This window comes from Paenibacillus crassostreae (assembly GCF_001857945.1).
GTDB lineage: Bacteria > Bacillota > Bacilli > Paenibacillales > Paenibacillaceae > Paenibacillus_AQ > Paenibacillus_AQ crassostreae.
This window is the reverse complement of record NZ_CP017770.1, coordinates 991,357-1,012,747: the sequence shown is the minus strand read 5'-3', so window position 1 is coordinate 1,012,747 and position 21,391 is coordinate 991,357. Positions and strand designations below refer to the sequence as shown.

Annotated in this window: 28 protein-coding genes and 1 tRNA gene; 27 read left to right on the top strand and 2 right to left on the bottom strand. The window is 42.5% G+C overall.

Features of this window, described 5'->3' with window-relative positions:
• Nucleotides 1–6: 6 nt before the first annotated feature.
• Nucleotides 7–792, bottom strand: a complete 786-nt coding sequence (locus LPB68_RS05045) for an ABC transporter substrate-binding protein (protein WP_237087918.1) — start codon at nucleotides 790–792, stop codon at nucleotides 7–9.
• Between the two features lie 222 nt (nucleotides 793–1,014).
• On the opposite strand from LPB68_RS05045, the gene LPB68_RS05040 reads away from it, so the two are divergent.
• The 3 genes from LPB68_RS05040 to LPB68_RS05035 all read left to right on the top strand — a co-directional run bounded on the left by LPB68_RS05040 (nucleotide 1,015) and on the right by LPB68_RS05035 (nucleotide 2,633).
• Entirely contained in the window at nucleotides 1,015–1,683 is a 669-nt protein-coding gene (locus LPB68_RS05040) for a uracil-DNA glycosylase (protein ID WP_068659591.1), read from the top strand.
• A 72-nt stretch (nucleotides 1,684–1,755) separates the two neighbouring features.
• Nucleotides 1,756–1,902 (top strand): hypothetical protein, encoded by a 147-nt coding sequence (locus LPB68_RS23090; protein WP_198402169.1) that lies wholly within the window; start codon nucleotides 1,756–1,758, stop codon nucleotides 1,900–1,902.
• 329 nt (nucleotides 1,903–2,231) lie between these two features.
• Entirely contained in the window at nucleotides 2,232–2,633 is a 402-nt protein-coding gene (locus tag LPB68_RS05035; RefSeq protein WP_232510267.1) for a NucA/NucB deoxyribonuclease domain-containing protein, read from the top strand.
• A 328-nt stretch (nucleotides 2,634–2,961) separates the two neighbouring features.
• Here LPB68_RS05035 and LPB68_RS05030 read toward each other — a convergent pair whose 3' ends face one another.
• The gene (locus LPB68_RS05030) at nucleotides 2,962–4,110 is read right to left on the bottom strand and encodes a site-specific integrase (RefSeq protein WP_068659595.1); all 1,149 of its coding nucleotides are present in this window, start codon (nucleotides 4,108–4,110) and stop codon (nucleotides 2,962–2,964) included.
• A 407-nt stretch (nucleotides 4,111–4,517) separates the two neighbouring features.
• Here LPB68_RS05030 and LPB68_RS05025 point away from each other — a divergent pair.
• The 24 genes from LPB68_RS05025 (at nucleotide 4,518) to LPB68_RS04920 (ending at nucleotide 21,391) form a co-directional block, all read left to right on the top strand.
• Nucleotides 4,518–4,588, top strand: a tRNA-Gly gene (locus LPB68_RS05025).
• Between the two features lie 29 nt (nucleotides 4,589–4,617).
• Nucleotides 4,618–4,851, top strand: a complete 234-nt coding sequence (locus tag LPB68_RS05020; protein ID WP_068659597.1) for a hypothetical protein — start codon at nucleotides 4,618–4,620, stop codon at nucleotides 4,849–4,851.
• 740 nt (nucleotides 4,852–5,591) lie between these two features.
• Nucleotides 5,592–5,873 (top strand): hypothetical protein, encoded by a 282-nt coding sequence (locus LPB68_RS05015; RefSeq protein ID WP_068659599.1) that lies wholly within the window; start codon nucleotides 5,592–5,594, stop codon nucleotides 5,871–5,873.
• Nucleotides 5,866–6,042 carry a hypothetical protein gene (locus LPB68_RS22675; RefSeq protein ID WP_157756213.1) on the top strand — a complete coding sequence of 59 codons (177 nt, stop codon included), beginning with the start codon at nucleotides 5,866–5,868 and terminating at the stop codon, nucleotides 6,040–6,042. Before LPB68_RS05015 ends, LPB68_RS22675 begins: the two co-directional genes overlap by 8 nt.
• Before the next feature lie 302 nt (nucleotides 6,043–6,344).
• Nucleotides 6,345–6,878, top strand: a complete 534-nt coding sequence (locus LPB68_RS05010) for a hypothetical protein (RefSeq protein WP_068659601.1) — start codon at nucleotides 6,345–6,347, stop codon at nucleotides 6,876–6,878.
• Complete coding sequence (locus LPB68_RS05005) at nucleotides 6,850–8,718, top strand: phage terminase large subunit family protein (protein WP_068659603.1); 1,869 nt, start codon at nucleotides 6,850–6,852, stop codon at nucleotides 8,716–8,718. Before LPB68_RS05010 ends, LPB68_RS05005 begins: the two co-directional genes overlap by 29 nt.
• A 24-nt stretch (nucleotides 8,719–8,742) precedes the next feature.
• Nucleotides 8,743–8,976, top strand: coding sequence for a DUF6148 family protein (locus tag LPB68_RS05000; RefSeq protein WP_068659605.1), 234 nt, complete (start codon nucleotides 8,743–8,745; stop codon nucleotides 8,974–8,976).
• A 65-nt stretch (nucleotides 8,977–9,041) separates the two neighbouring features.
• Nucleotides 9,042–10,580 carry a phage portal protein gene (locus tag LPB68_RS04995; protein WP_198402173.1) on the top strand — a complete coding sequence of 513 codons (1,539 nt, stop codon included), beginning with the start codon at nucleotides 9,042–9,044 and terminating at the stop codon, nucleotides 10,578–10,580.
• Nucleotides 10,581–10,596: 16 nt separating this feature from the next.
• Entirely contained in the window at nucleotides 10,597–11,691 is a 1,095-nt protein-coding gene (locus LPB68_RS04990; protein ID WP_068659609.1) for a head maturation protease, ClpP-related, read from the top strand.
• Complete coding sequence (locus LPB68_RS04985; protein WP_068659611.1) at nucleotides 11,691–12,074, top strand: hypothetical protein; 384 nt, start codon at nucleotides 11,691–11,693, stop codon at nucleotides 12,072–12,074. Before LPB68_RS04990 ends, LPB68_RS04985 begins: the two co-directional genes overlap by 1 nt.
• A 14-nt stretch (nucleotides 12,075–12,088) precedes the next feature.
• Entirely contained in the window at nucleotides 12,089–13,123 is a 1,035-nt protein-coding gene (locus LPB68_RS04980) for a major capsid protein (protein WP_068659613.1), read from the top strand.
• A 15-nt stretch (nucleotides 13,124–13,138) separates the two neighbouring features.
• Complete coding sequence (locus LPB68_RS04975; RefSeq protein WP_157756214.1) at nucleotides 13,139–13,471, top strand: DUF7210 family protein; 333 nt, start codon at nucleotides 13,139–13,141, stop codon at nucleotides 13,469–13,471.
• Complete coding sequence (locus LPB68_RS22670) at nucleotides 13,455–13,619, top strand: hypothetical protein (RefSeq protein WP_157756215.1); 165 nt, start codon at nucleotides 13,455–13,457, stop codon at nucleotides 13,617–13,619. Before LPB68_RS04975 ends, LPB68_RS22670 begins: the two co-directional genes overlap by 17 nt.
• Entirely contained in the window at nucleotides 13,609–13,932 is a 324-nt protein-coding gene (locus tag LPB68_RS04970; protein ID WP_068659617.1) for a hypothetical protein, read from the top strand. Before LPB68_RS22670 ends, LPB68_RS04970 begins: the two co-directional genes overlap by 11 nt.
• Nucleotide 13,933: 1 nt before the next feature.
• Nucleotides 13,934–14,506, top strand: a complete 573-nt coding sequence (locus LPB68_RS04965) for a phage tail protein (protein WP_068659619.1) — start codon at nucleotides 13,934–13,936, stop codon at nucleotides 14,504–14,506.
• Complete coding sequence (locus tag LPB68_RS04960) at nucleotides 14,503–15,051, top strand: hypothetical protein (protein WP_068659621.1); 549 nt, start codon at nucleotides 14,503–14,505, stop codon at nucleotides 15,049–15,051. Before LPB68_RS04965 ends, LPB68_RS04960 begins: the two co-directional genes overlap by 4 nt.
• 17 nt (nucleotides 15,052–15,068) lie before the next feature.
• On the top strand, nucleotides 15,069–16,511 hold the full coding sequence (locus LPB68_RS04955; RefSeq protein WP_068659624.1) for a phage tail sheath family protein: 1,443 nt from the start codon (nucleotides 15,069–15,071) through the stop codon (nucleotides 16,509–16,511).
• Nucleotides 16,508–17,035: a phage major tail tube protein gene (locus LPB68_RS04950; RefSeq protein WP_068659626.1), complete on the top strand. Its 528-nt coding sequence runs from the start codon at nucleotides 16,508–16,510 to the stop codon at nucleotides 17,033–17,035. The genes LPB68_RS04955 and LPB68_RS04950 overlap by 4 nt, the downstream gene beginning before the upstream one ends.
• A gap of 36 nt (nucleotides 17,036–17,071) precedes the next feature.
• Nucleotides 17,072–17,416 carry a hypothetical protein gene (locus LPB68_RS04945; protein ID WP_068659628.1) on the top strand — a complete coding sequence of 115 codons (345 nt, stop codon included), beginning with the start codon at nucleotides 17,072–17,074 and terminating at the stop codon, nucleotides 17,414–17,416.
• A gap of 120 nt (nucleotides 17,417–17,536) precedes the next feature.
• On the top strand, nucleotides 17,537–19,444 hold the full coding sequence (locus LPB68_RS04940) for a phage tail tape measure protein (protein WP_068659630.1): 1,908 nt from the start codon (nucleotides 17,537–17,539) through the stop codon (nucleotides 19,442–19,444).
• On the top strand, nucleotides 19,437–19,661 hold the full coding sequence (locus LPB68_RS04935; protein ID WP_198402170.1) for a LysM peptidoglycan-binding domain-containing protein: 225 nt from the start codon (nucleotides 19,437–19,439) through the stop codon (nucleotides 19,659–19,661). The genes LPB68_RS04940 and LPB68_RS04935 overlap by 8 nt, the downstream gene beginning before the upstream one ends.
• Entirely contained in the window at nucleotides 19,662–20,591 is a 930-nt protein-coding gene (locus tag LPB68_RS04930) for a phage late control D family protein (RefSeq protein ID WP_068659632.1), read from the top strand.
• Nucleotides 20,591–20,794, top strand: coding sequence for a hypothetical protein (locus tag LPB68_RS04925; RefSeq protein WP_068659634.1), 204 nt, complete (start codon nucleotides 20,591–20,593; stop codon nucleotides 20,792–20,794). The genes LPB68_RS04930 and LPB68_RS04925 overlap by 1 nt, the downstream gene beginning before the upstream one ends.
• On the top strand, nucleotides 20,795–21,391 hold the full coding sequence (locus LPB68_RS04920; RefSeq protein ID WP_068659636.1) for a phage tail protein: 597 nt from the start codon (nucleotides 20,795–20,797) through the stop codon (nucleotides 21,389–21,391).

The window sequence follows — 21,391 nt, the reverse complement described above, 5'->3', positions numbered from 1 at the left end:
TTATTGTCAGGCAGTGAGCCAAGCTGCGAGTTCCTCCGTTTGGGAAAGAACAGCAATTGGATCATAATACCAGGATCTTTCTTCTTTCCAAACATAAATATGATTGTTTTTGACCGCGGGCAGGCTGCCCCAGATCGGATCATCCTTGTAGTCCTGCAGGGTTAGGACGTTGTCGGTCACGATGAGGTAATCCCCGGCATATTCATGAAGCACCTCGTTTGAAATTTCCGCCCACTGTTTGTCCATGATTTCCTCTGCAACATCAGCGGGAGGCTTGAATCCAAACGCCTGATAGACAGGTTGTCCTCCGCGTCCAAAGTTGTCTCCATAGGCCCGAATGGACTTGTCGGCACGTTCAAGGATGCTGAAAGTGGCATCAGCAGGGATGGATGCTTCCACCTTGGCCTTGGCTGCAGCAATACGTTCGTCGTATTGAACCAGCCAGTCCTTGGCTTCCTGTTCTTTGCCCAGTAGTTCTCCGAAATAGGTTAACTCTTCATGTGCATCTTTTAAATTTCCGTAAGGCACGATGATGGTAGGGGCAATTCGGCTTAAGGTATCGTAGCTGTCGGCCATGCCGGAAATAATAAGATCGGGCTCAAGTGCGATGATATTCTCGGGCGACATTTGCCCATAGGTTCCGGTATCGGTTACGCTAGTAAGCGCTTCTTTGAAGTACATATTCTCCAAAGTCAGTCCGGGAGCACCTACAGGAATAGCATCCAGAGCAATCAGGCTTCCTAGGTATTCCTCGGCAACGATGCGTTTTGGCTCAACTGGGATTTCATTCATGGGAATATGGAAGCTATGGGGATGCGGGAAGGAACCGCTGGAAAGCAGGGTATGCATCATCTCTATCACTCTTTCGTATTTGATAATCATTATCAATTACAATATAGCAGTTTTTTAAACTATTGACGATCCTTTGTCAGGTGCGTAGAGTTTAGATTGATTAAATGCAGGAGTTGGCTTGTTTTTTAGTAATGAAGAAGAATGTGAAAGGGGATATTTAGATTGTTTGGTAATGATTGGGATACACAATTGCAAGACGAAATAAGAAAGACTTATTTCATTGAATTACAGCAAAAAATAAGTGATCAATATGAACATCATACAATACTTCCTCCCAGAGATTATCTGTTTCAAGCGCTTAAACTGACGTCATATCACACGACGAAAGCTGTAATATTAGGTCAAGACCCTTACCATGGTGTTGGACAAGCTCATGGACTAAGTTTCTCGGTTATGCACGGAGTACCTATTCCACCTTCTCTGAGAAATATTCATAAAGAATTAGCGACAGATTTGCAGGTGGGGCCTCCTAATCATGGTTCTCTTGAGGATTGGGCGAATGAAGGGGTTCTTTTGTTAAATACCGTACTCACCGTGCAGGAGGGGCAACCAGCTTCTCACCAGGGCATGGGGTGGGAGAACTTTACGGATGCTATTATTCAGAAATTAAATGAACGTGTGCAACCCGTGGTGTTTATTCTATGGGGAAGTCATGCGCAGAAGAAAACGTCGCTGATCGATATGAGTAAACATAAGGTGATAAAATCAAGTCATCCGAGTCCGTTGGCTGCCTATCGTGGATTTTTCGGAAGTAAACCTTTCTCGCAGAGTAATGCATTTCTAGAATCTGTTGGAGTATTGCCGATTAACTGGCGTATCCCTAAAAGATAATAGAGTGAAAATGAATAGTCGAAATCAACTTGGGAAACCTAGGAGAAAATGATTAGTGAGGCAGGGGAAAATATGAATATTCAAAGTGATCAGTATCAAATTGCACCATTAAACGGGGATGATCAGACGTTGAAGGCGATCCAAGAAGCGGAAGCACGCCTATACGATCTAACGGGTAAAGAAGTGACATTGATTGCGTATGAGAAGAGTCAAGATTAGGAATGAGTATGAGAAACAACCTTCAATTCCACTTTTAGTAGTGGGTTGAAGGTTGTTTTGATGTTAATAGAGTTTTATAACTCCTCCAACAAACTGCATGATGTAATTTTATTATAGCTGGGATTTGAGCTGATCAACATAACAAAAGACATAGAAATAAGAAATAGGCAAGGCACATGCATGGAAACAAAACTAGAAATATGATATATTAATAAATTACACAGAGGCTTTTTTACATGAGAGGAGTTCACAGATTGAGGAAGTTAAAACGTTCATTATCGCGTCTATTTCTTGTATTAGTAGTTTTAGTAGGATTATATTATTTCGATATCATTGAGATACCTAAGGCTAAAGATGTTATTGTAGTTGAAACGGAAGCTGATTATTACATAGAGTTTCCAGTTGATCGTTATCCCAAAACGGCAGCCCACATACAGGAAGCTATTGAAGCTGGATATTCTGCGATCTGTACCATTGATCGGGCAGGAGCGGAAGATAATCGTGACGAATCGTTGAAGGGTATCCCTACTAAGAAAGGTTATGACCGGGATGAGTGGCCAATGGCCATGTGTAAGGAAGGCGGAGCAGGTGCTGATATTGCATACATAACGCCGAGTGACAATCGAGGGGCGGGAAGCTGGGTTGGTAATCAGCTTGAGAATTATCCAGATGGAAGTCGCGTGGAATTTATTTTTCCTGATAAGATAAACCGCGATTTAACGACAGATTAACGTCTAGTTTTTCTTTTTATTATCAATATTTCAGATGGTCAATTCTATTGTAAGCAATCTCAAGGAAAATCCCGTCCCCAATCCGTCCCCAATTTCAATTTTCTTCGATTTTTTTCAACTTCTCCGATAACCGACAAAAAGAAAAACTCCTTATGATATAAGGAGTTTTAGCGTTTTAAAGTGATGATCTGTAATGGATTCGAACCATTGACCCCTACCCTGTCAAGATATCGGCACATTCTTCCTGTTTCTTCCGATGACCTCCAATACCCTACTATTATGCGGTTTTAGGGTGTTCGTATTCCGTTCCTATCTTCCTCTAAAATCCTCAGTTTACCTCTTTTGCGGCACCAGTTTCGGCACCACTTTTATAAAACACTGCTCCAAATAGGTCGGCTGTCTCTTGTTGCATGTCTGGCATGATATGAGCGTAACGATCAATCATTTTAACACTTGACCAGCCCATCCGGTCTGCAATTCGTTTATTATTTTCTCTAGCTTTAAGAAGCATAACTACATGCGTATGTCGAAGATCGTGGAATCTAATCTTTTTAATATCAACATTGTTTTCGATTAGACGAGAAAATGATCTATTCAAGTTGCGAGGAGAGAGAGGAGTTCCGACCGTAGTGCATATCACTAGATCGTTATCTTGGTAGATACGTTTATCATTAATTTTTTCTTCACGACATCTTTTTTGAAGACCTCGAAGCTCAGCAATCGTACTTCGATCAACACCAATAGAGCGAGAACCAGAATCCGTTTTAGCTCCAGTTTGAAATTCTTTACCATTGTGACTAAGAATCTGAACGATGGATATGGTCCTTCTCTCAAAGTCCACATCTTTCCAACGAAGGCCAAGTATCTCTCCCTGACGCATGCCAGTAGTGAGTGCTAACAAAAAGGCGTGGTAGTATCTATCATTGCGGGCAACTGCTAAGAATTTGTGTGATTCCTCTTCAGACCAGTAGAGCATTTCTTTTTTTCTAGCTTTTGGCCTGTCCACTATTGCAGTAGGATTTTTTATAATCATGTCCCAGCCGGCAGCTTTGTTCAAAGATTCATTAATAATCGAATGAACCTTTTGTATGTTTTCATCAGCAAGATGACCGGACTCAAATAAATCGTTATAAAGGTTTTGGATGTGTCTTGGTTTAATGTCTGAAAGTGGAAGGTTTCCAAGAGCAGGTATTATGTGATTGTTGACTAATGCTGAATAGGTGGCTAATGTGCTTGACTTAACGCTAGTTTTCTTGTCATTAAGGTAATCTCTCATGAAATCTCTATAAAGAGTCTTAGAGGCATCCAAGTCGAGTCCCTTTCCTAGCTCTGCAAGTAGCTCTCTCTGTGCTATTTCAGCCTCTTTCTTTGTTTTGAATCCGCGGAACTTTTTACGCTTACGTTCACCATTCTCTGGGACCTCAATTGTGAAATACCAAGGTTTACTCTTTATATTTTTATCTTTATTAATCGCCAATGACTGCACGCTCCTCTTATAGATCAGCTACATATGGTTTTATATCATTCTCCTAAAGGGTACATCATATTCACAGTAAAGTTAATATAAATCTTATTGGTAACTGATAGAGTCGCGGAAACAATTGTTAAAAAAAATAGTTAATATTGTGGAAAGACTATGAAACGCTAGGCTTTTGGGGTGTTATATTTATAGCATAGGAAATCAAGAAAGAGAGCAGCACCCGACACAATCATGTACCTGTTTGACGGCTGTAGGCGAATAGAGGCAAGTCCTACAAAGTCGCAAGGGTAGTAAAAGCGGGGTAACTGTTCTCTTTTGATTTTCTACCCATCAATATATTGTGCTAATACGTTGAAGGGGATGAATGTAGCGCCTGAAGGTTAAATGCTGGAAGGCGCGTCTATGCGGTCTTGGTATAAAGGTTGTGCCTCAGACTTCCAATCTGATGATACGAGTTCGAGTCTCGTAGATCGCTTTAATGTTTTAATACCAGGAGGTGTAATCATGTCAGTTGAGATTGTTTTAAAGTATAAAGAGACCACGTATAGATTTGTGGACGAATCAGAATATGGCCCAGAGGAGATTACAGGAGAGACTGCAGAATTTTATTGGGAAGATGGGAATGGTTCATGTGATTGCAACCGTGCTAACGGTATTCGGAAGTATTGTGACCCAACGTTCCCTGAAATGAATTGCGGTGGCGATGAAATTGATTTAATCTCAGTAACTGTTATGTAGTAGCCTTTTAATATCCGTTTTAACAGAAGGGTATGGTGATCTAATCGTCTGCGTTGGCCACTCGCTTATGTGGCTTTTTCTTTTGTCCTAGTACGCTTGTGAGGATGTGATTTGGTGGGACTATTTAACTTTATTAGAGAAGTGTTTACGGAACCGAAGGACGTCTTTATCTGCTCTCATTGCAAGGAGAAGTCACAAGGTCATAGGAACTGCCAACATTGCGATGCACGTCCTATTAGGGGTTGGTATTACGATAAGCGAGGTAGTCAGTGTAAACCAAGTGCAGTTGTAAGAAACAATAGAAAATAGAGCATACATTCGCAAGAACTAGCGTTCGCCTTATTATCACGTGTAAATCGCTGAATATCGAATTAGGCACTTTTCTCAAATCTCGTTATAATGATCTTGTACTTACACCATAGTAACTAAGTATAGAGATCTTAAACACGGAGCGTAGCGTTACGTGTGCACTTGAACTTAAGTGTCGTGGAGAAAGAGAATTAAAAAAAATATGGGCACCGATGCGAAGCGGTTTTAGATCGGGGCTAGCGTGGGGAATGCCGATAGGCAGGGCGGGGCAATGTCGCCTTCTTTACATTCTTTCGAACTTAAATCTTTTAACACGTCTATGTAACTTTAGTGCTATAAAGTAGATATGAATACACAAGTCACTTCTAAAGAGGAGTGGCTTTTTCTTTGTCCATTTATACAAGGAAGGTATAGAGAGGAGAGATAAAGAGATGGTGAGAACGCCTAAAGAACAATCATATGAAGAATCGATCCATGAGGTAAAGATGGCATTCGAGCCCATCAAGGATGAAATATATAAGAAGGTTGCGCCGATCGCGAACTGGTTGGTGAGTGTGCTCATGTACTGCACGTTGTATATAGATAAGAAAAAGATAGATCGGAAGAGAGGAACATATGGCAATGTGGTGCCTACCATGATCGTCCTGCCTACAATGGAAATCGCTAATGAGTTATCGGTGGAACGTATGAGAGGGGTGATTGATAATGATTAGAATTCAATCTACATTACGTATGGGTGAACGAGAGAGTGAGAAGATCATTGAGATCGATAAGTTCAGTGAGTTAGCAGATGAAGAACGTGTACTATTTATGGGGATCATTAGAGAAGTATTGTTCATAGATCAGCCTGTTGAATACAACGATATGAATGGCAATGAATAAAGTTCTTCGTGTCTGATGTGATTGTTCTATTAAATAGATCAATCATGCTGAATATGACGGTGATTACGGATTAATTATGCTTTAATGATGCCTGAAATAGATCAATGGGTCCCTCTGAGCATATAAAAACGATCACGGGTGCTTGCGAGCCCGAAACAGCCCTAGATTTTAATTTTGAATTTCACTTCCGCTTCCATTTCAAAATTGCCTAATTGATGTGTTTTTAGATTATTTCTTCATTAAATGACTTGAAAAATAAAACTAATAAAATTCGCATGAAAAGCGGAAGTGAGGAGAGGACGATGGCGAAAACCAAAGCGGAAGTAATACCATTAAATGAAAGAGAGATTTCAACCGGAGAGTTGGCTGCCATCGTCGGTAAATCTGCTCGCTGGATCAGGCAATTAACCAGTGATGGAACTTTGAAACAGGTAGCTAGAGGGAAGTACATTCTTGGAGATTCTATTAAAACGTACGTTGAGTATTCATCAGGTGGTAAAGAAAATGACGGCAAGCCCCGCCTAGTCGATCATAAGACGGAGCATGAACGGATCAAGATGGAAATGGCTCAACTAGATTTAGATGAAATGCGCGGGAATCTCCACACCACAGAAGATGTACAGGAAGCTTGGGGCGATCTGATTGTCGAATTCAGAAAGAGACTCTCAGCACTTCCTACAAGATTATCTTCAGAGCTTTCATATTTGACAGATCCCAAAGAAATTCGGCTCCTTATGAGTGAGGAAATAACGTCGGCATTACTTAACCTGTCAGATTACGACCCGTTGAATGGTGGTGATCGTAACGATGAAGGAGCAGAAGAAGCAGACTCTTAGGTTATTACAGAAAGTTGTGAGATTGGTCGCGCCACCTGAACCAATGAGTGTTGCTGATTGGGCTGATAAACATAGAATCCTATCTCCTGAGTCATCAAGTGAGCCGGGTCAGTGGAGAACTGATCGCGCACCTTATCAACGCGTTCCAATGGAAGCGACGAGCGATCTTGAAATAAATACGATCGTTATGATGTGGGCGAGTCAAACAGGAAAGAGCGATTTTCAAAATAACGTGGCTGGTTATTACACAGGGCATGAGCCAGCACCTATTATGATGGTCCAGCCTACATTGGTACTTGCTAAAGAGTTCTCGAAGGATAGGCTAGCTCCAATGTACCGGGATTCAAAGCAGTTGAACAAGCTGGTCACCAGTAGAAAGACGAAGGATTCTAGCAATACATTACTTTATAAGTCTTTCCCTGGTGGCCGTATCAACTTAGCTGGCGCTAATAGCCCTGCTTCTTTGGCTTCCAAACCTATTCGAATTCTGTTATGCGATGAGATAGATAGATACCCAGTTTCGGCAGGAGTTGAAGGAGATCCGGTTAACTTAGCTACAGTTCGTACTAAGACTTTTCCAAACAGAAAGATCATTCTCGTATCCACTCCAACAATCAAAGGAGCATCTCGAATCGAGAGCGCATATCAAGACAGCTCTATGGAGGAATGGTGTGTACCTTGTCCGAGCTGTGAAGAATATCAACCATTCAAATGGGCACAGATTAAATTCGAATACAACAAAGAAACGAACACGGCAACCAAAGTTGAACATGCTTGCAAGAGTTGTGGAGCCTTGCATGCAGAAAATGAATGGAAAAAGGATTATGCCAAGAGAGCGAAGTGGATTGCACAGCGCGAACACAAAAGTACCCGTGGATTCCATCTGAATGAGCTCGCAAGTACATTTTCTAACTGGTTCAGTATCGTCGAAGACTTCAAAAAGGCAGACCGTGGTGGTAAAGAGATGCTTAAAACCTTCTTCAACACCTCTATGGCTGAGTCATGGGAAGAAAAAGGCGAACAGATGGATTCAGAGATACTTCTCAATCGCCGTGAAATGTATCATTCCGATATACCAGAAGGAGTAAAGGTTCTGACTGCAGCAGTGGATACTCAAGATAATCGCTTTGAAGTAGAAGTCCAAGGATGGGGAAAAGATCACGAGTCATGGAGAATTCAATACCAGGTTATCTACGGTGATCTAAAACAGTCGCAAGTGTGGAACGATCTCGATGAGTTCCTAAAAAGGACTTGGGAAGATGCAGAGGGTCGTAAATTCAAAATTGCACTAACCTGCATGGACTCAGGTGGTCACTTTACTGGTGAGGTGTACAAGTTTTGTAAAGCACGATCATCAAGAAGGGTTTTTGCAATCAAAGGGGAAGCTTCGGGCGATGGAACGTACAAGCCACTTATTAATGGGACATCGACAAATAACAGGTACCGAGCGACTGTTGTACGACTTGGTGTTGACGAGGGTAAATCAAAAGTAATGAGTGCTCTTAAAATTCCGCTGGTTGACGAGTATGGTGACAAGCCACAAGGTTACTGTCACTTCCCTCTTACAACGAAAGATAATAACCGCGGATATAATCAAGATTATTTTGATGGATTAACAGCTGAAGCAATGCAGAAAAGAGTTAAGAATGGTGTTCCTTATTATGTTTGGGTTAAGGTCCGGACAAGGAATGAACCGCTGGATCTAGCTGTTTACAATAGAGCTGCTATCGAAATATTGAATCCGAATCTTGATGCTGATCTACCTGTAATTGGGGTTGTATCAACTAGTGGATCAGTACCATCAAAACCACGTAGAAGAGGGACGAAAAGCAGTGTCTAATACCTGAGAGGAGGTGAAAAGGAAATGTCGATAACACTTGAAACAGCAAATGAGCATCTTAATGCGTGGCTAGCAGCCGAATTAGCTGTGACTACTGGACAAAGTTATAAGATAGGTAGTCGCGAGTTAACTAGAGCTAACCTTATGCAAATTCGTGAACGAATAAACTTCTGGAGAAAAGAAGCGGATACCCTCGGTAAGAAACAAAACGGTTCTAAACTACCTAGTAGGGTCCGTCGGTATGTTCCTATCGATTAATGGGCCGCTTGGATCGCTTGGTTGAAATGATATCTCCTTCAACGGCGCTCAAGCGAGAAAAGGCTATGACAGAAATAACTCGGCAACGCGCTGTAAGAGAAGTATTTAACCAAGGATACGGCGACCATGGAGCGAGTCGAAGAAAGAAATCTCTAGTTTCATGGAATCCAGTAGCAGGGGATGCAGAAGAGGACATCCAGGATAACCTTGAAGCACTAAGACCAAGAGCAAGAGATCTGTTTATGGGCGGTTCACTCGCGAATGGGTCTATTAAAACATTACGAACTAATATAATCGGCACAGGGTTAAGACTTAAACCTAACTTTGATGCCGATTTTTTGCGCCTATCAGAAGAAGAAGCGGGTAATTTGAAGCGACAGATCGAGCGGGAATTTGCTCTTTGGGCTGATTCTAAAGACTGCGATGCGACTGGACTTCATAATTTCTACGAACTTCAACAACTTGCTTTCCTTTCGTGGATGATGAGCGGTGATACTTTTGCTTTGCTCCCATTGTTGCCACGTAAACATGCTACTTATGATTTGCGCATTCGACTGCTCGAAGCGGATCGGTGCAGCTCGCCAACTACAAAGAGCGCTTCGATGAATAACAAGCTGAGTAGTGGTGTTGAGGTGGATGAAGATGGCATGATCGTTTCATACTGGTTTTCTAATAAGCACCCAGGTTCATCAATTGCAACAGCGATGGATTGGCAAAAAGTTGATGTAGTTGGAGTTGAGAGTGGGCGCAGAAACGTTCTTCATCTCATGGAAGCTGAACGACCTGAACAACGTCGAGGTGTACCGATACTCGCACCGGTGATCGAGTCCTTGAAGCAATTGGAGAGGTACACTGAAGCGGAGTTAATGGCAGCTGTAATCAGTGGAATGTTCACGGTGTTTATTGAATCAGAGAGTGAGGACCCAGATGAGTTTGGACTTGGATCATCAACCAACTTGGAAGATAACCCAACGGGTGAACCGGTACCACAAATTGATGAAGGCGACTTACAACTAGGCAACGGAGCTGTTCAATTCCTTCGGCCGGGCGAAAAGGCTAATATAGCTAACCCTGGACGACCGAATGCATTATTCGATCCGTTCGTCACATCTATCTTACGCCAAGTAGGGGCGTCGCTAGAGATTCCATATGAACTGTTGTTGAAACACTTTACAGCATCTTATTCAGCATCTAGAGCGGCCATGCTGGAAGCTTGGAAGATGTTTAGGATGCGTCGATCTTGGATGGCCGCTGATTTTTGCCAACCTATCTATGAAGAGTGGTTCGCTGAAGCTGTGATAAAAGGTCGAATCAATGCACCTGGTGTCTTTGATGATCCATTATTATTCAAATCATACACTCGTGCAGATTGGCATGGACCATCACAAGGCCAACTAGATCCTGTCAAAGAAGCGAACGCTGCTGTTATTAGAGTCACTAACGGATACAGCACCAACCAGCGTGAAGCGGCTGAATTGACTGGTACCGAGTACGAAAGTAACATCCGCCAACTTGCATATGAGAAGAGAATACGCGAGCAATACGGACTCGTGGAAGGGGGTGGACAACTAGATAATGAAGATGATAGTGACGACGATGAATGAAGGGGGGTGAAAGATATTGGCGAAGAAAATTAAGCTTAACGGGCCTGTTGTAAGTGGTGGCAATTCATTTATTTACGATTGGCTAGGGATAGAGACTATATCGCCAAAGCGTGTCATAAGCGAGCTTGATAAGGCTGGTGGTGATGATGTTGAGTTGTACATCAATAGTGGTGGCGGATCCGTGTATGCAGCAGGTGAAATTTATGCGGCATTAAAGGAATACAAAGGTAAGAAAACATCAAAAATCACAGGTGTTGCAGCTTCCGCGGCAACTTTTTTTATTTCTGCTTCTGATGAAGTTTTGATTTCTCCACTAGGTACAGTAATGGTTCATAACGCATCAATTAATACCTCAGGCGATAAAGGCGACCATAGCTCCAGTTTGGAATTGTTGGAAGGTATAGATAAATCAATCGCTAAAGTCTATCAATCAAAAACAAAGCTGTCTGAACAAGAAGTGTTAGATCTCATGAACAAGACTACGTGGATGTCTGCTGAAAAAGCAGTTCAATTAGGTTTTGCTGATGGGATTTTGTTTGATGATGAAATCGAGGTTTCCAACAGCGATCCTAGTGGTATGGAGCTGCCACAAGATGTGCTAGACAAACTCAAAAATGAGCTATTAAAGAACATGATTAAAGACGGTGGGATCATTGATTTGCAATCTACAGCATCAATTGAACCTATCAATCTAGCTCAATCAACCAATGAAGGGAATGATCGATCAATGGATTTAGAAAAATTAAAAGCTGAACACTCTGATCTATACAACTCCATTATGAATGAAGGAGTTAAGCAAGGCGAAGAAAAGGAACGAGGTCGTATTACTGCCCTTAACGCGCTAGCAAATGCACCAGGTGCAGCGGAGATTGTTGCTAATGCTATCAAAGATGGAAAGACGGCGGGAGAAACTGCGCTGGAAATCGTTAAAGCATCCGCTGAACGTCTGACTGATGAAGGCAAACGCCGATTGAATGATTCCAAGAATAGTGGAGTGACTAATGTTGAACCTGATGAAGCACCTGAAAATCCAAGCGCCGAAGCTGTGCAAAAAGCCGAAGCTGACGCCATGATTGAAGAAATCAAAAACTTAAGAGGAGGTCGTAAATAATGGCAGCATACGAAATTGATGGTTACGACGATCTGATTGCTGGGATGGTCCAACCGATCGTCACTCAATCGATAATTATTAATACCGCAGTAGGTGCTCTATTTGATCGCGGTACTGTAATGGCCCGCACAGGATTCCACACTGATGGAACTTGGATTTGCACGATTGTAGATTCAGCAGCAGTAGGAGCAGATGATAAAATTCCAGTAGGTGTATTAGCGGATGTGGAAGTTGATGCGACTGTTAATCAGCAACGCGCGACGATCTACGTATCTGGCGAGTTTAATCGTGAAGCTCTGAAATTTGGCGGTGCCGATACAATCACAACGCATGAAGCAGCATTGAACAACGCTAAGATCCATACTAAACGAGTAGTGAAATAAGGGGGAACTAAGAGATGGCCATTAAAGATATTTATGCACTACCAACGCTATTGAAAGTTATTGGACAATTACCATCGCCTAGCACGTACATTTTGGATAAGTTCTTCCAAGATGGTGAGAATTTCGAAACAGAAACTGTTGAAGTGCAGACAATGAAGGGTAGCAAACCAATTGCCCCTTACGTATCTGAATTACAACCAGGTAAAGTTATTCTACGCACTGGTTATACAGCGAATCAATACAAGCCTGCTCTGATTAAACCATCTAGACCGATCACGGCTATTGATCTCAAGACACGATCTGCAGGTGAGGATTTGTTTAATCCAGATCAGCCAGAAGTTCGGGCTCGTAAGTTACTAGCAAAGGATATCATCGAACTCCAAGATGCTATTACTCGTCGTTTAGTCCAGCAAGCATCAGAACTGATGTTTACTGGTAAAGTTACGCAGGTTGGCGAAGGTGTGAGCCAGGTTATTGAATATGATTTTGAAAACATCGTGACACTGTCCGGCACTGATTTGTTTAGTGATCCGACTTCTGATCCAATCGCTTTCTTGGCTTCGCAACGTAGAGTTATTATGGATGCGAATGCACCAACACCGGACATCGTACTGGCTGATTATGATGTAGCTGTTTCTATCATGCGTCATCCTAAAGTTTTAAAGCTTGCAGAAAATAGAGGTGTTGATGTCGGAACTATCGACACAACCTTACTTCCTGACGGAGTTACCTTCCACGGTCGTCTTCGTGACGTCGGTTTGGATGTCTACAGTTACGTAGGGACGTACACCAATGATGCAGGAGCAGACGTTCCATTCATTCCTGCAGGCACATTAGCGATACTCTCTAGTCGTGATAAGTTCACTTTCCACTATGGAGCGAACGTGATCATGGATCCTAAGTCAGAACAGTTTGTGCGGGTATTGGGTAAGATCACACCACAATCATGGGTGACTGTAGAACCTGCTCAACGTTGGTTACAAATGATGTCTCGTCCACTTGCTGTCCCTGCTAACGTAGCTGGCTGGGTTGTTGCGAAAGTACTTTAAGGAGGAATGATTGTATTGGATATTAAAGCGATTGGAAAGATTCGTCACAACGGGGAGAGTTACAGTCCGGGAGATATTTTAACGGACCTAACAAAAAAAGAAGGTGAGCGTCTGATCAATCTCAAAGTCGGTGAATTCATGGCTAGTGAAGAAGGAATGGGAGCTCTTGATTTACCGATTTCAGATGATCTCGCTACCATTGAAGATTTCACCAAGCTGAAAGCCGATGAGCAAAAAGAACTGCTCGAAACTCTAGAGATTGAACCATCTACAAAAGCAGAAGATCGTATAAAGCAATACTCTGAGTGGTTCGAATTGCAGGTGAATGTCGATGAAGACAACCTATAATGTAGTGCGCGGATACGCTGAGATTGAAGGAGTCCTTTATCGTGAGGGCTCCTCTTTTGATGCTGACCCAGTGAGTGTAAAGGCTGAGATTCGTAAGGGTATTATTGTCGTTGCTGAGACAAAGAAGAAGGCTTCCCGTGAACTTTAAAGAGCAAGCCGCTCTGGACGTTACGCAGGCCTTTTTCAATGTGGATGAATTTAGCGAAGAAGTCGAGATTGACGGAGTAACTAAACCAGTCATGATCGACGACGATCAATTAAAGAAACGTTCTGACAAGGAGTATTTCGGTATAACAACCGGGATGCTCCTTTACTTTATTCCAGTAGCTGCATACGGTGACCAAAAACCCAAGGTTGGCAACTCTCAAATATTTGGTAAAAAACAGTATTGGATCGATGATGTAAAAGGTGAAGACACTGGGGTGTTTGAGATTATGTTGACTCAGAACCGAGGGGAGTAACTTGGGAAGTAAAATCGTGATCGATACTACACAATTGAACAGGGTCGTTGTAGGTCTGAAAGATTTTGAGAAGCAGATGCCTGCAGCTGCAATGTCAGCAGTTAATCGGACACTAGATCAAATCAACACGAAACTGGGTCGAATCGTTACAAAAGAATACAACATCAAAGTATCTGATGTGAAGAAAACCATCACCAAGAATAAAGCTAGAAAAGGTAACTTAAGGGCGTTCTTAAAATCAGAGGGGCGCACACTTTCCTTTTCTCATTTTCGCATCAGCCAATCAGGCAAAAAGGTGAGGAAGGTAAAAGTGAAGGTGAAAAAATCAGCTGGATTAAAGCAGATAAACACTGATCCTAGAGCATTTGTTCAGACTCTTAATGGGAAAAATCAAGTTTTAAAACGGATGGGTAAAGATCGATATCCGGTCGAGGTACTACGTACATTGTCAGTGCCACAGATGATTGACTCTTTAAATGTGTCGAATCAGATTCAAAAGGATGCTAATGAGATATTGGCAAAACGGATTGAGCATGAGATCGAATATAGGTTGAAGAAGGTGAAAGCGAAATGATCGACAACACGATACTTGAAGCTATAAAAACCTTTTGTGAAGTGAATGTCAGCCCCAAGATCAAGCTCATGGTGCCAAACGATGATGACATCAGAGAGTATCAACTGATGCACCCTAATGCGTTTATTGGCTGGTTGCCTCCGCCTAACCAACTTGAAGATGTACCTTTGCAATTACCTGATGGGGTAAAGAGTGCTATCCCAGCTATGGTAGTCGGCATGGATGATGGTGAAGATGATGGATCCGATGCAGGCATTAACATCCGGATCACGTTCGTTGTTTATAACCCCGGTCTATATCCTGAGTCCGGTGTAATCATTCCGAATTACAAGGGATATCAGGACCTTCTCAACTTAATGACCATCTGCAGACGTGAATTATCATCAAACTACCTCATTGGTGGTGGCGAAACATCCGCACAGAAGCCTTTTAGATGGGGAATGTATCAACAACAGCCTGTTGGATATTGGGTCGGTTGGCTAACCTTTAGAGCAACAACAGTCACTTTACCATTCGTGAACGTACCAAACTATTTAATAGATTAAGAAAGGATGTGAGCTAAATGTCTTATAAACATGGTGTATACGGTTCAATCGAGCCTAGCACGGACACATTACCACCTTCAGGGGTTGGAACATTACCAGTCTATATCGGTACAGCTCCTATTCAACGACTGGCCAATCCTGCAGGCGCAGTAAACGTACCATTGGTACTTAACAACTACGATGATGCAGTTGCAAAGATCGGATATTCAGATGACTGGTCCACTTTTACATTATCTGAAGCTGTATATGCTCACTTCAAAAATCGTATTCAGCCTATTGGCCCGATCATCGTTATTAACGTTATGGATCCGACTGTACACTCGACTGTAGAAACAGAAGATGTAGCCATCGTTAACGGAGTGGGTTATCTGACTGGACAAGCAGTGTTGAGCACTATTGAAATCATTGGCAAGGTGCAAGGAACGGATTACAAGGCAGAATATTTGGCAGATGGACGCGTTAAGTTAACAGCACTCCCAACCATGACACTTGTTAATCCGACACCTACCACGTACAACAAGATGGATATTACTAAAGTATTGCCTGCTGATGTCATCGGCGGTAATCTCGATGGCGTTCGATCTGGCATTTCAACGATCGATCTTATTTATCAGACACTTAATCAAATTCCAACGCTTCTAGCGGCTCCTGGTTGGTCACAGACGAAAGAGATCAAAGAAGCACTAATTACTAAATCTCAAAAGATAAACGGTCACTGGGACGCTGTTGTACTTGCTGATTTAGATGTAGGAGCAACTTCAACCACGATCGCTGAAGCAATCACTTGGAAAGAAACTAACGGTTACACGGATATTCCTCTGAAAGTTGGTTGGCCAAAGGTCAGTATGGCAGGGAGAACATTTTGGTCCTCTACAATCATGGGTGTGCGGATGCAACAAACGGATTTCGCCAATGACAATGTGCCATTTGAGTCACCTTCCAATAAACGAGTTGATGTAACTGCAACCGTCTTGGGTGATGGATCAGTAATCGCATTTGACGAGCTACAAGCTAACGAACTCAACACCAAGGGGATTACAACATTCAACTTCCGCGACGGTATATGGGTGTTGTGGGGTCCTCACAATGCGAACTTTGCATACGGAGTAGAAACTGATCCTGAAAACATGTTTGATGCTTCCATCCGGATGTTGCGATACTTGACCAATTCGTTCCAACGTCGTTATGGCGCTGATGTGGATGGTCCTCTAAATCGCAGTAAGGTGGATACAATCTTAAACGACTCAGGCGTATGGTTGAGTGGACTAATTGCAGACGGTAAGCTTCTAGCTGGTGCGATCAGCTTCAATGAGACTAGTAATCCAACAAGTTCTATTGTGGAGGGTGATTTTATCTTTGACATCCTAACCACTACTACACCAGTTGCTAAGTCACTCACATTCCGTATCTGTTATACAACCGCAGGGATAACAGCACTGTTCGGAGGTGAGAGCGAATGAAAATAACCAACAAAACGATCCAGTACAAATTAAAGGCGACTGACACAACTGGAAATCTCGTAGTAATTGATGACAACTCCGACCTGCAGCTACCGAGTATTGAAAAGTTAACTGATACGATCAAAGGTGCTGGCATTATGGGCGAGATCGACATGCCGACTTACGGACAGATTGGATCCATGACGTTTACCGTAAATAATCGGGCTGATACTGCTCAATATCCGATGTTGTCTAGACCGGGAGAAATCAAATTCGAGGTCATTTGGGTAGTTGATCTATTTGATTCCAGTAACTCGAAGATAGGTATTCAACAGAATAAAGTGTTTATGTCAGCAGTAAATAAGACATACGACATGGGTAAGATTGAGGTCAACGCTGGAGCGGACGGATCGAGTGAGTATGAAGTCTACTATCTACGTAAAATCATCGATGGGAAAGAAGTTCTTCTAATCGATAAATTCAATTATAAGTATGCAGTAAATGGCGTTGACTATATGGCCAACATTCGAACAGCTCTCCAATAGGAGGGCTGTTTTTTTACAATTCGAGGAGGGATTACATTGCCAAAATTTAAATTGAGCAAGGCTATAAATATTAATGGTGAGTCTGTAACGGAGTTATCTTACAACCTTGAGGATATGACAGCTAGGGAAAAGGCAGAAGCGACGAAAGGATATAAAAAGGCCGGGAACATGGTCATGGTTCAGGAACTAGATTCAGATTACCATTTGTACTTGTTTGCGGCTGCTGTTAAAAAAGAGAATCCTTCCATCGAAGCAGATGATGTACTCCGAATGAGTGCAAAAGATTCTGTGAAAGCGGAGGCTCTGGTGCGAGATTTTTTCTTTATCGATTCGGAGGACTCATCAGCGACGGATACATCTCAGGATGCATTACTCAATTAGTTTTTAATCACTTCGCCACTCGTACGGAGTGCATGCAGATGAGCATGATTGAGTTACATGAGTTTTACGAATCATTAGCGGATGAAGCAGAACGCCAACAAAAGGAGGCGGAAAGGACTCGTGGCAAGTAAACGTGATCTACAAGCTTTAATCGTTTTGGCTGGGAAGATCGATCCATCCTTGGCGAAGGCAATTAAGGATACAGACAAGAAGGTTAATGGTCTCGGTAATAGTACTGCAAAATTTGGAAATATAGCTAGTAAAGCTTTCGGTATCGCTACTAAGGCAGCAACAATTGGAGCAGCCGCTATTGGGGTCGGTCTTGTAGCAGTAGCGAAACAAGGTCTCGACCTCGCATCTGATCTCACAGAAGTACAGAACGTGGTGGATGTGACCTTTGGCAAAGGAGCAGAACAAATAAATGCTTTTGCCAATACAGCTCTAAAGAGTTTTGGACTATCCGAACTATCAGCCAAACAGTATACCGGGACCTTGGGGGCACTGATGAAAAGCTCGGGGATATCAAGCGACCACTTGATTCAAATGTCTGAAAATCTCACCGGACTATCAGGGGACTTTGCATCCTTCTACAACTTAGATCCTGCTGAAGCATTCGAGAAGATTAAGTCTGGTATATCGGGTGAAACAGAACCACTGAGGGCTCTTGGCATCAACATGAGTGTAGCTAACCTAGAAGCCTACGCTCTCGCACAAGGGATAAAGACAAGCTGGGATAAGATGAGCCAAGGTGATCAAGTCATGCTCCGGTACAACTACTTGCTACAGCAGAGTGCGGATGCGCAGGGTGACTTCGCTAGAACGCAGGACGGTTATGCTAACCAACAAAGGTTATTCGGGGAAGGTTTTAAGCAGCTATCTGCAAACATCATGAAAGCAGCCCTCCCTGCATTCACTAAGCTATATGAAAAAGGCAATCAGCTAATCGATAGTTTTGCGAGTAGCCCTGAGAAAATGGGTAAACTGCAAGATATTATTGCCAAAGTCTCAGATACTATCATCAATTCGATACCAGGAATAGTAAGTGGTGTGGGCAAGTTTATTGCAATATTGGGTCAGGTATATAACAAGGCTACAGATGTAGGTCAATTTATATCTAGCAATTGGTCTCTCATTAAACCGATAATACTTGGAATTGTGGGGGCGATGGCATTATGGAAGATTGGTTCTGGAATAGCTGCTGGGATCAAAAGCATTACCAAGGCTTACGAATTTCTCGGAATTGCAAAATCTAAGGATAAAGCAATAACATTATATCTTAATGCATTGTATCTCAAGGATGCAGTCGTGAAAGGTACGAGCACAGTTGCAACATGGGCTATGGTTGCAGCAGGATCCGCGTGGAATGTTGCTGCTGGAATCGGAGCTACTGTTACTACTGCACTTGCTTCAGCCGTTGCATTCCTTACGTCACCAATTGGGCTTGTTATATTAGCGGTCGCAGCACTTGTTGCTGGAATCATCCTACTATGGCAGAACTGGGATCAGGTATCAACTTGGATGGTTGATGTATGGCAGAACAAAGTGTTGCCAGTTTTCCAAATGGTTGGTTCTTTTTTTAGCACACTATGGGATGGAGCAACTGCAGCATTTAAGGGTTTCATCAATATGGCTATTGGTGGAATAAATAAATTGATTGCCGGACTGAACAAAATCCAATTCCAACTCCCTGAATGGGCTGGTGGACAAGAGTTCGGTATTAATATCCCGATGATTCCCGCCTTTGCAAAAGGTGGATTTACGAATCAACCTTCTATATTCGGTGAAGCAGGACCGGAAGCAGCTATACCACTGAAACGTACACCACGAAGCTTAAGTTTGTTAAATCAGACAGCCAAAGCAATCGGTGCTGACACAGGAGGCGGTGAAAGGCCGACTTTCGTCTTTGCACCAGTATATAGTGGCTCTGGTTCAGGTGATGTATCTAAAGATTTGGAAGAAGCAGGGGATGACTTCTTCGATCGTGCTGATGCATGGTGGGAGTCGAAAAGGAGGGTAAGCTTTGGATGATTTAGTGAAAGGACATCTTTATACAACTATGGCGGGAGATACTTTCGACGCTATTTCTTTAGATTTCTATAATGACGAACGACATTCTTCGAAAATCATTCAAGCAAATCTAAGGTATCGCTCAATCATTTCATTTGCAGGTGGTGAGGAGTTGTTTATCCCGATCATCGAGGATGCAGCTGCATCCACCTTACCGCCTTGGAAACAGGGTGATTAGGTGCAGATAATCTATAACGGTACGGATATCACCTCTTCCGTTCACCCTACATCCATTCAAATGATCGACAATTCCGGCGGTATCCCTGATAGTCTGACGCTCAAATTTTCAGATACCGAGGGGATTTGGGGTAAGTGGAAACCCGCTAAGAACGATACTCTACAAGTTAAGGAAAGCGGTTATGATACTGGATTAATGTACATCGATCAGATCATGCAAACAGCTGGTAGCTTTGGACTTGCTGCGTTATCTATACCTCAGACTAGTAAATCAGCACGATCGCAAGGATGGGAAAGCGTCCGCTTCTTGGAAATTGTCACGCAAATAGCAGCTCGGCACGGATTTACTATTAAAACTTACGGAGTTACTAATCATCTATATGAGAGAGTTGATCAGATCGAGCAAGCTGACTTTTCTTTCCTTGCTGATCGGTGCTCACTTGAAGGCTACGCTCTAAAGATTAATAACAAATCTATCGTGATTTATGATGAAGCCACGCAAGAGAAGATAGTTCCGGATCCTGAACTGTCCATCATTCGAGAATCGAACATCAACGGTGACTTTGAGTTTATAGACAAATCAACGGATATCTACGGTAAATGCATAGTCAGTAGTCAGGCACTGAGTGGTTATATCGAAGGTGAATATACAGCTTCAGGAACTAACGGACCTACACTTAAACGCAATATTTTTGCAAGTAATCAAGCGGAAGCTAACCGTTGGGCTAAAGGCATTATCCGAAGTTTTAACAAGCACATGCTTACCGGATCGCTAGCGGTAAATTTAAATACTAATTATGCAGCAGGGACAACTATTCAAGTTACTGATGTCGGCATGTTTGATGGAGTATATTTTACCGATAGATTAGTCCACGATTTAATAAATAACAAAACCAAAGTAAAGCTACGAAAGCCATTGGAGGGTTATTGATGATCAGAAAGGGCGAGATCAGCTCCATGGATACTGTCACGCGTAAGGCGAGGGTGACTTTTAAGAATTTGGACAGTGTAGTAACTGCAGAGTTACCATATGCAGATCATGTGGCACCACAAATCAACGATATCGCAATCGTTGCCCTATTCTCAAACATACTTGTTGACGGAATGATTATAGCTGTTCGCAGGGAGGTGTAGATGATGGCTATCGCATCATTTCAAGGGAAGATATTTATGGTGAGCTCGACCAAAGTTTATACTTTAGATGGTCTTGAATGGTCGGGATCGCTTAATACCGAATCGCAAGAAAAATTAAAGAGTAAGCCTAGTACTTATATCAAAGGTCAGGCGCTTAATACGATGAGTTTTGATATTCCGTTGAGAGCAGATATGAAGACGGATGTTAGAAAACAAATAGAAGCATGGGAAGCGATACGTGATAAACAATCCCCAGGCTTTTTTGTTTTGGGGACCAAGCCACTTGGCAAAAATAAATGGCTCCTAAAATCCGTTGCTACGAGTGACACAGTGATCGATAACAAAGGGACAATCATTTCAGCTAAGATAAACCTCAGTTTCGAAGAATATGTTCGGGCAGGATCAGCACAAGCAGCAAAAGCGGCTTCAAACTCTTCAGGTTCATCAAGAACATCAATTTCCAGTTCTGGTGGTGCAAAACTTAACGTTGTACCTACTACGTATATCGATAAACCAACGGCGAAGCGTACTAACATAAATGTTGCACAAGCTCGTCTGAATGCATCTGAAGCAAGGATTTATTCGATGGGGGGATAG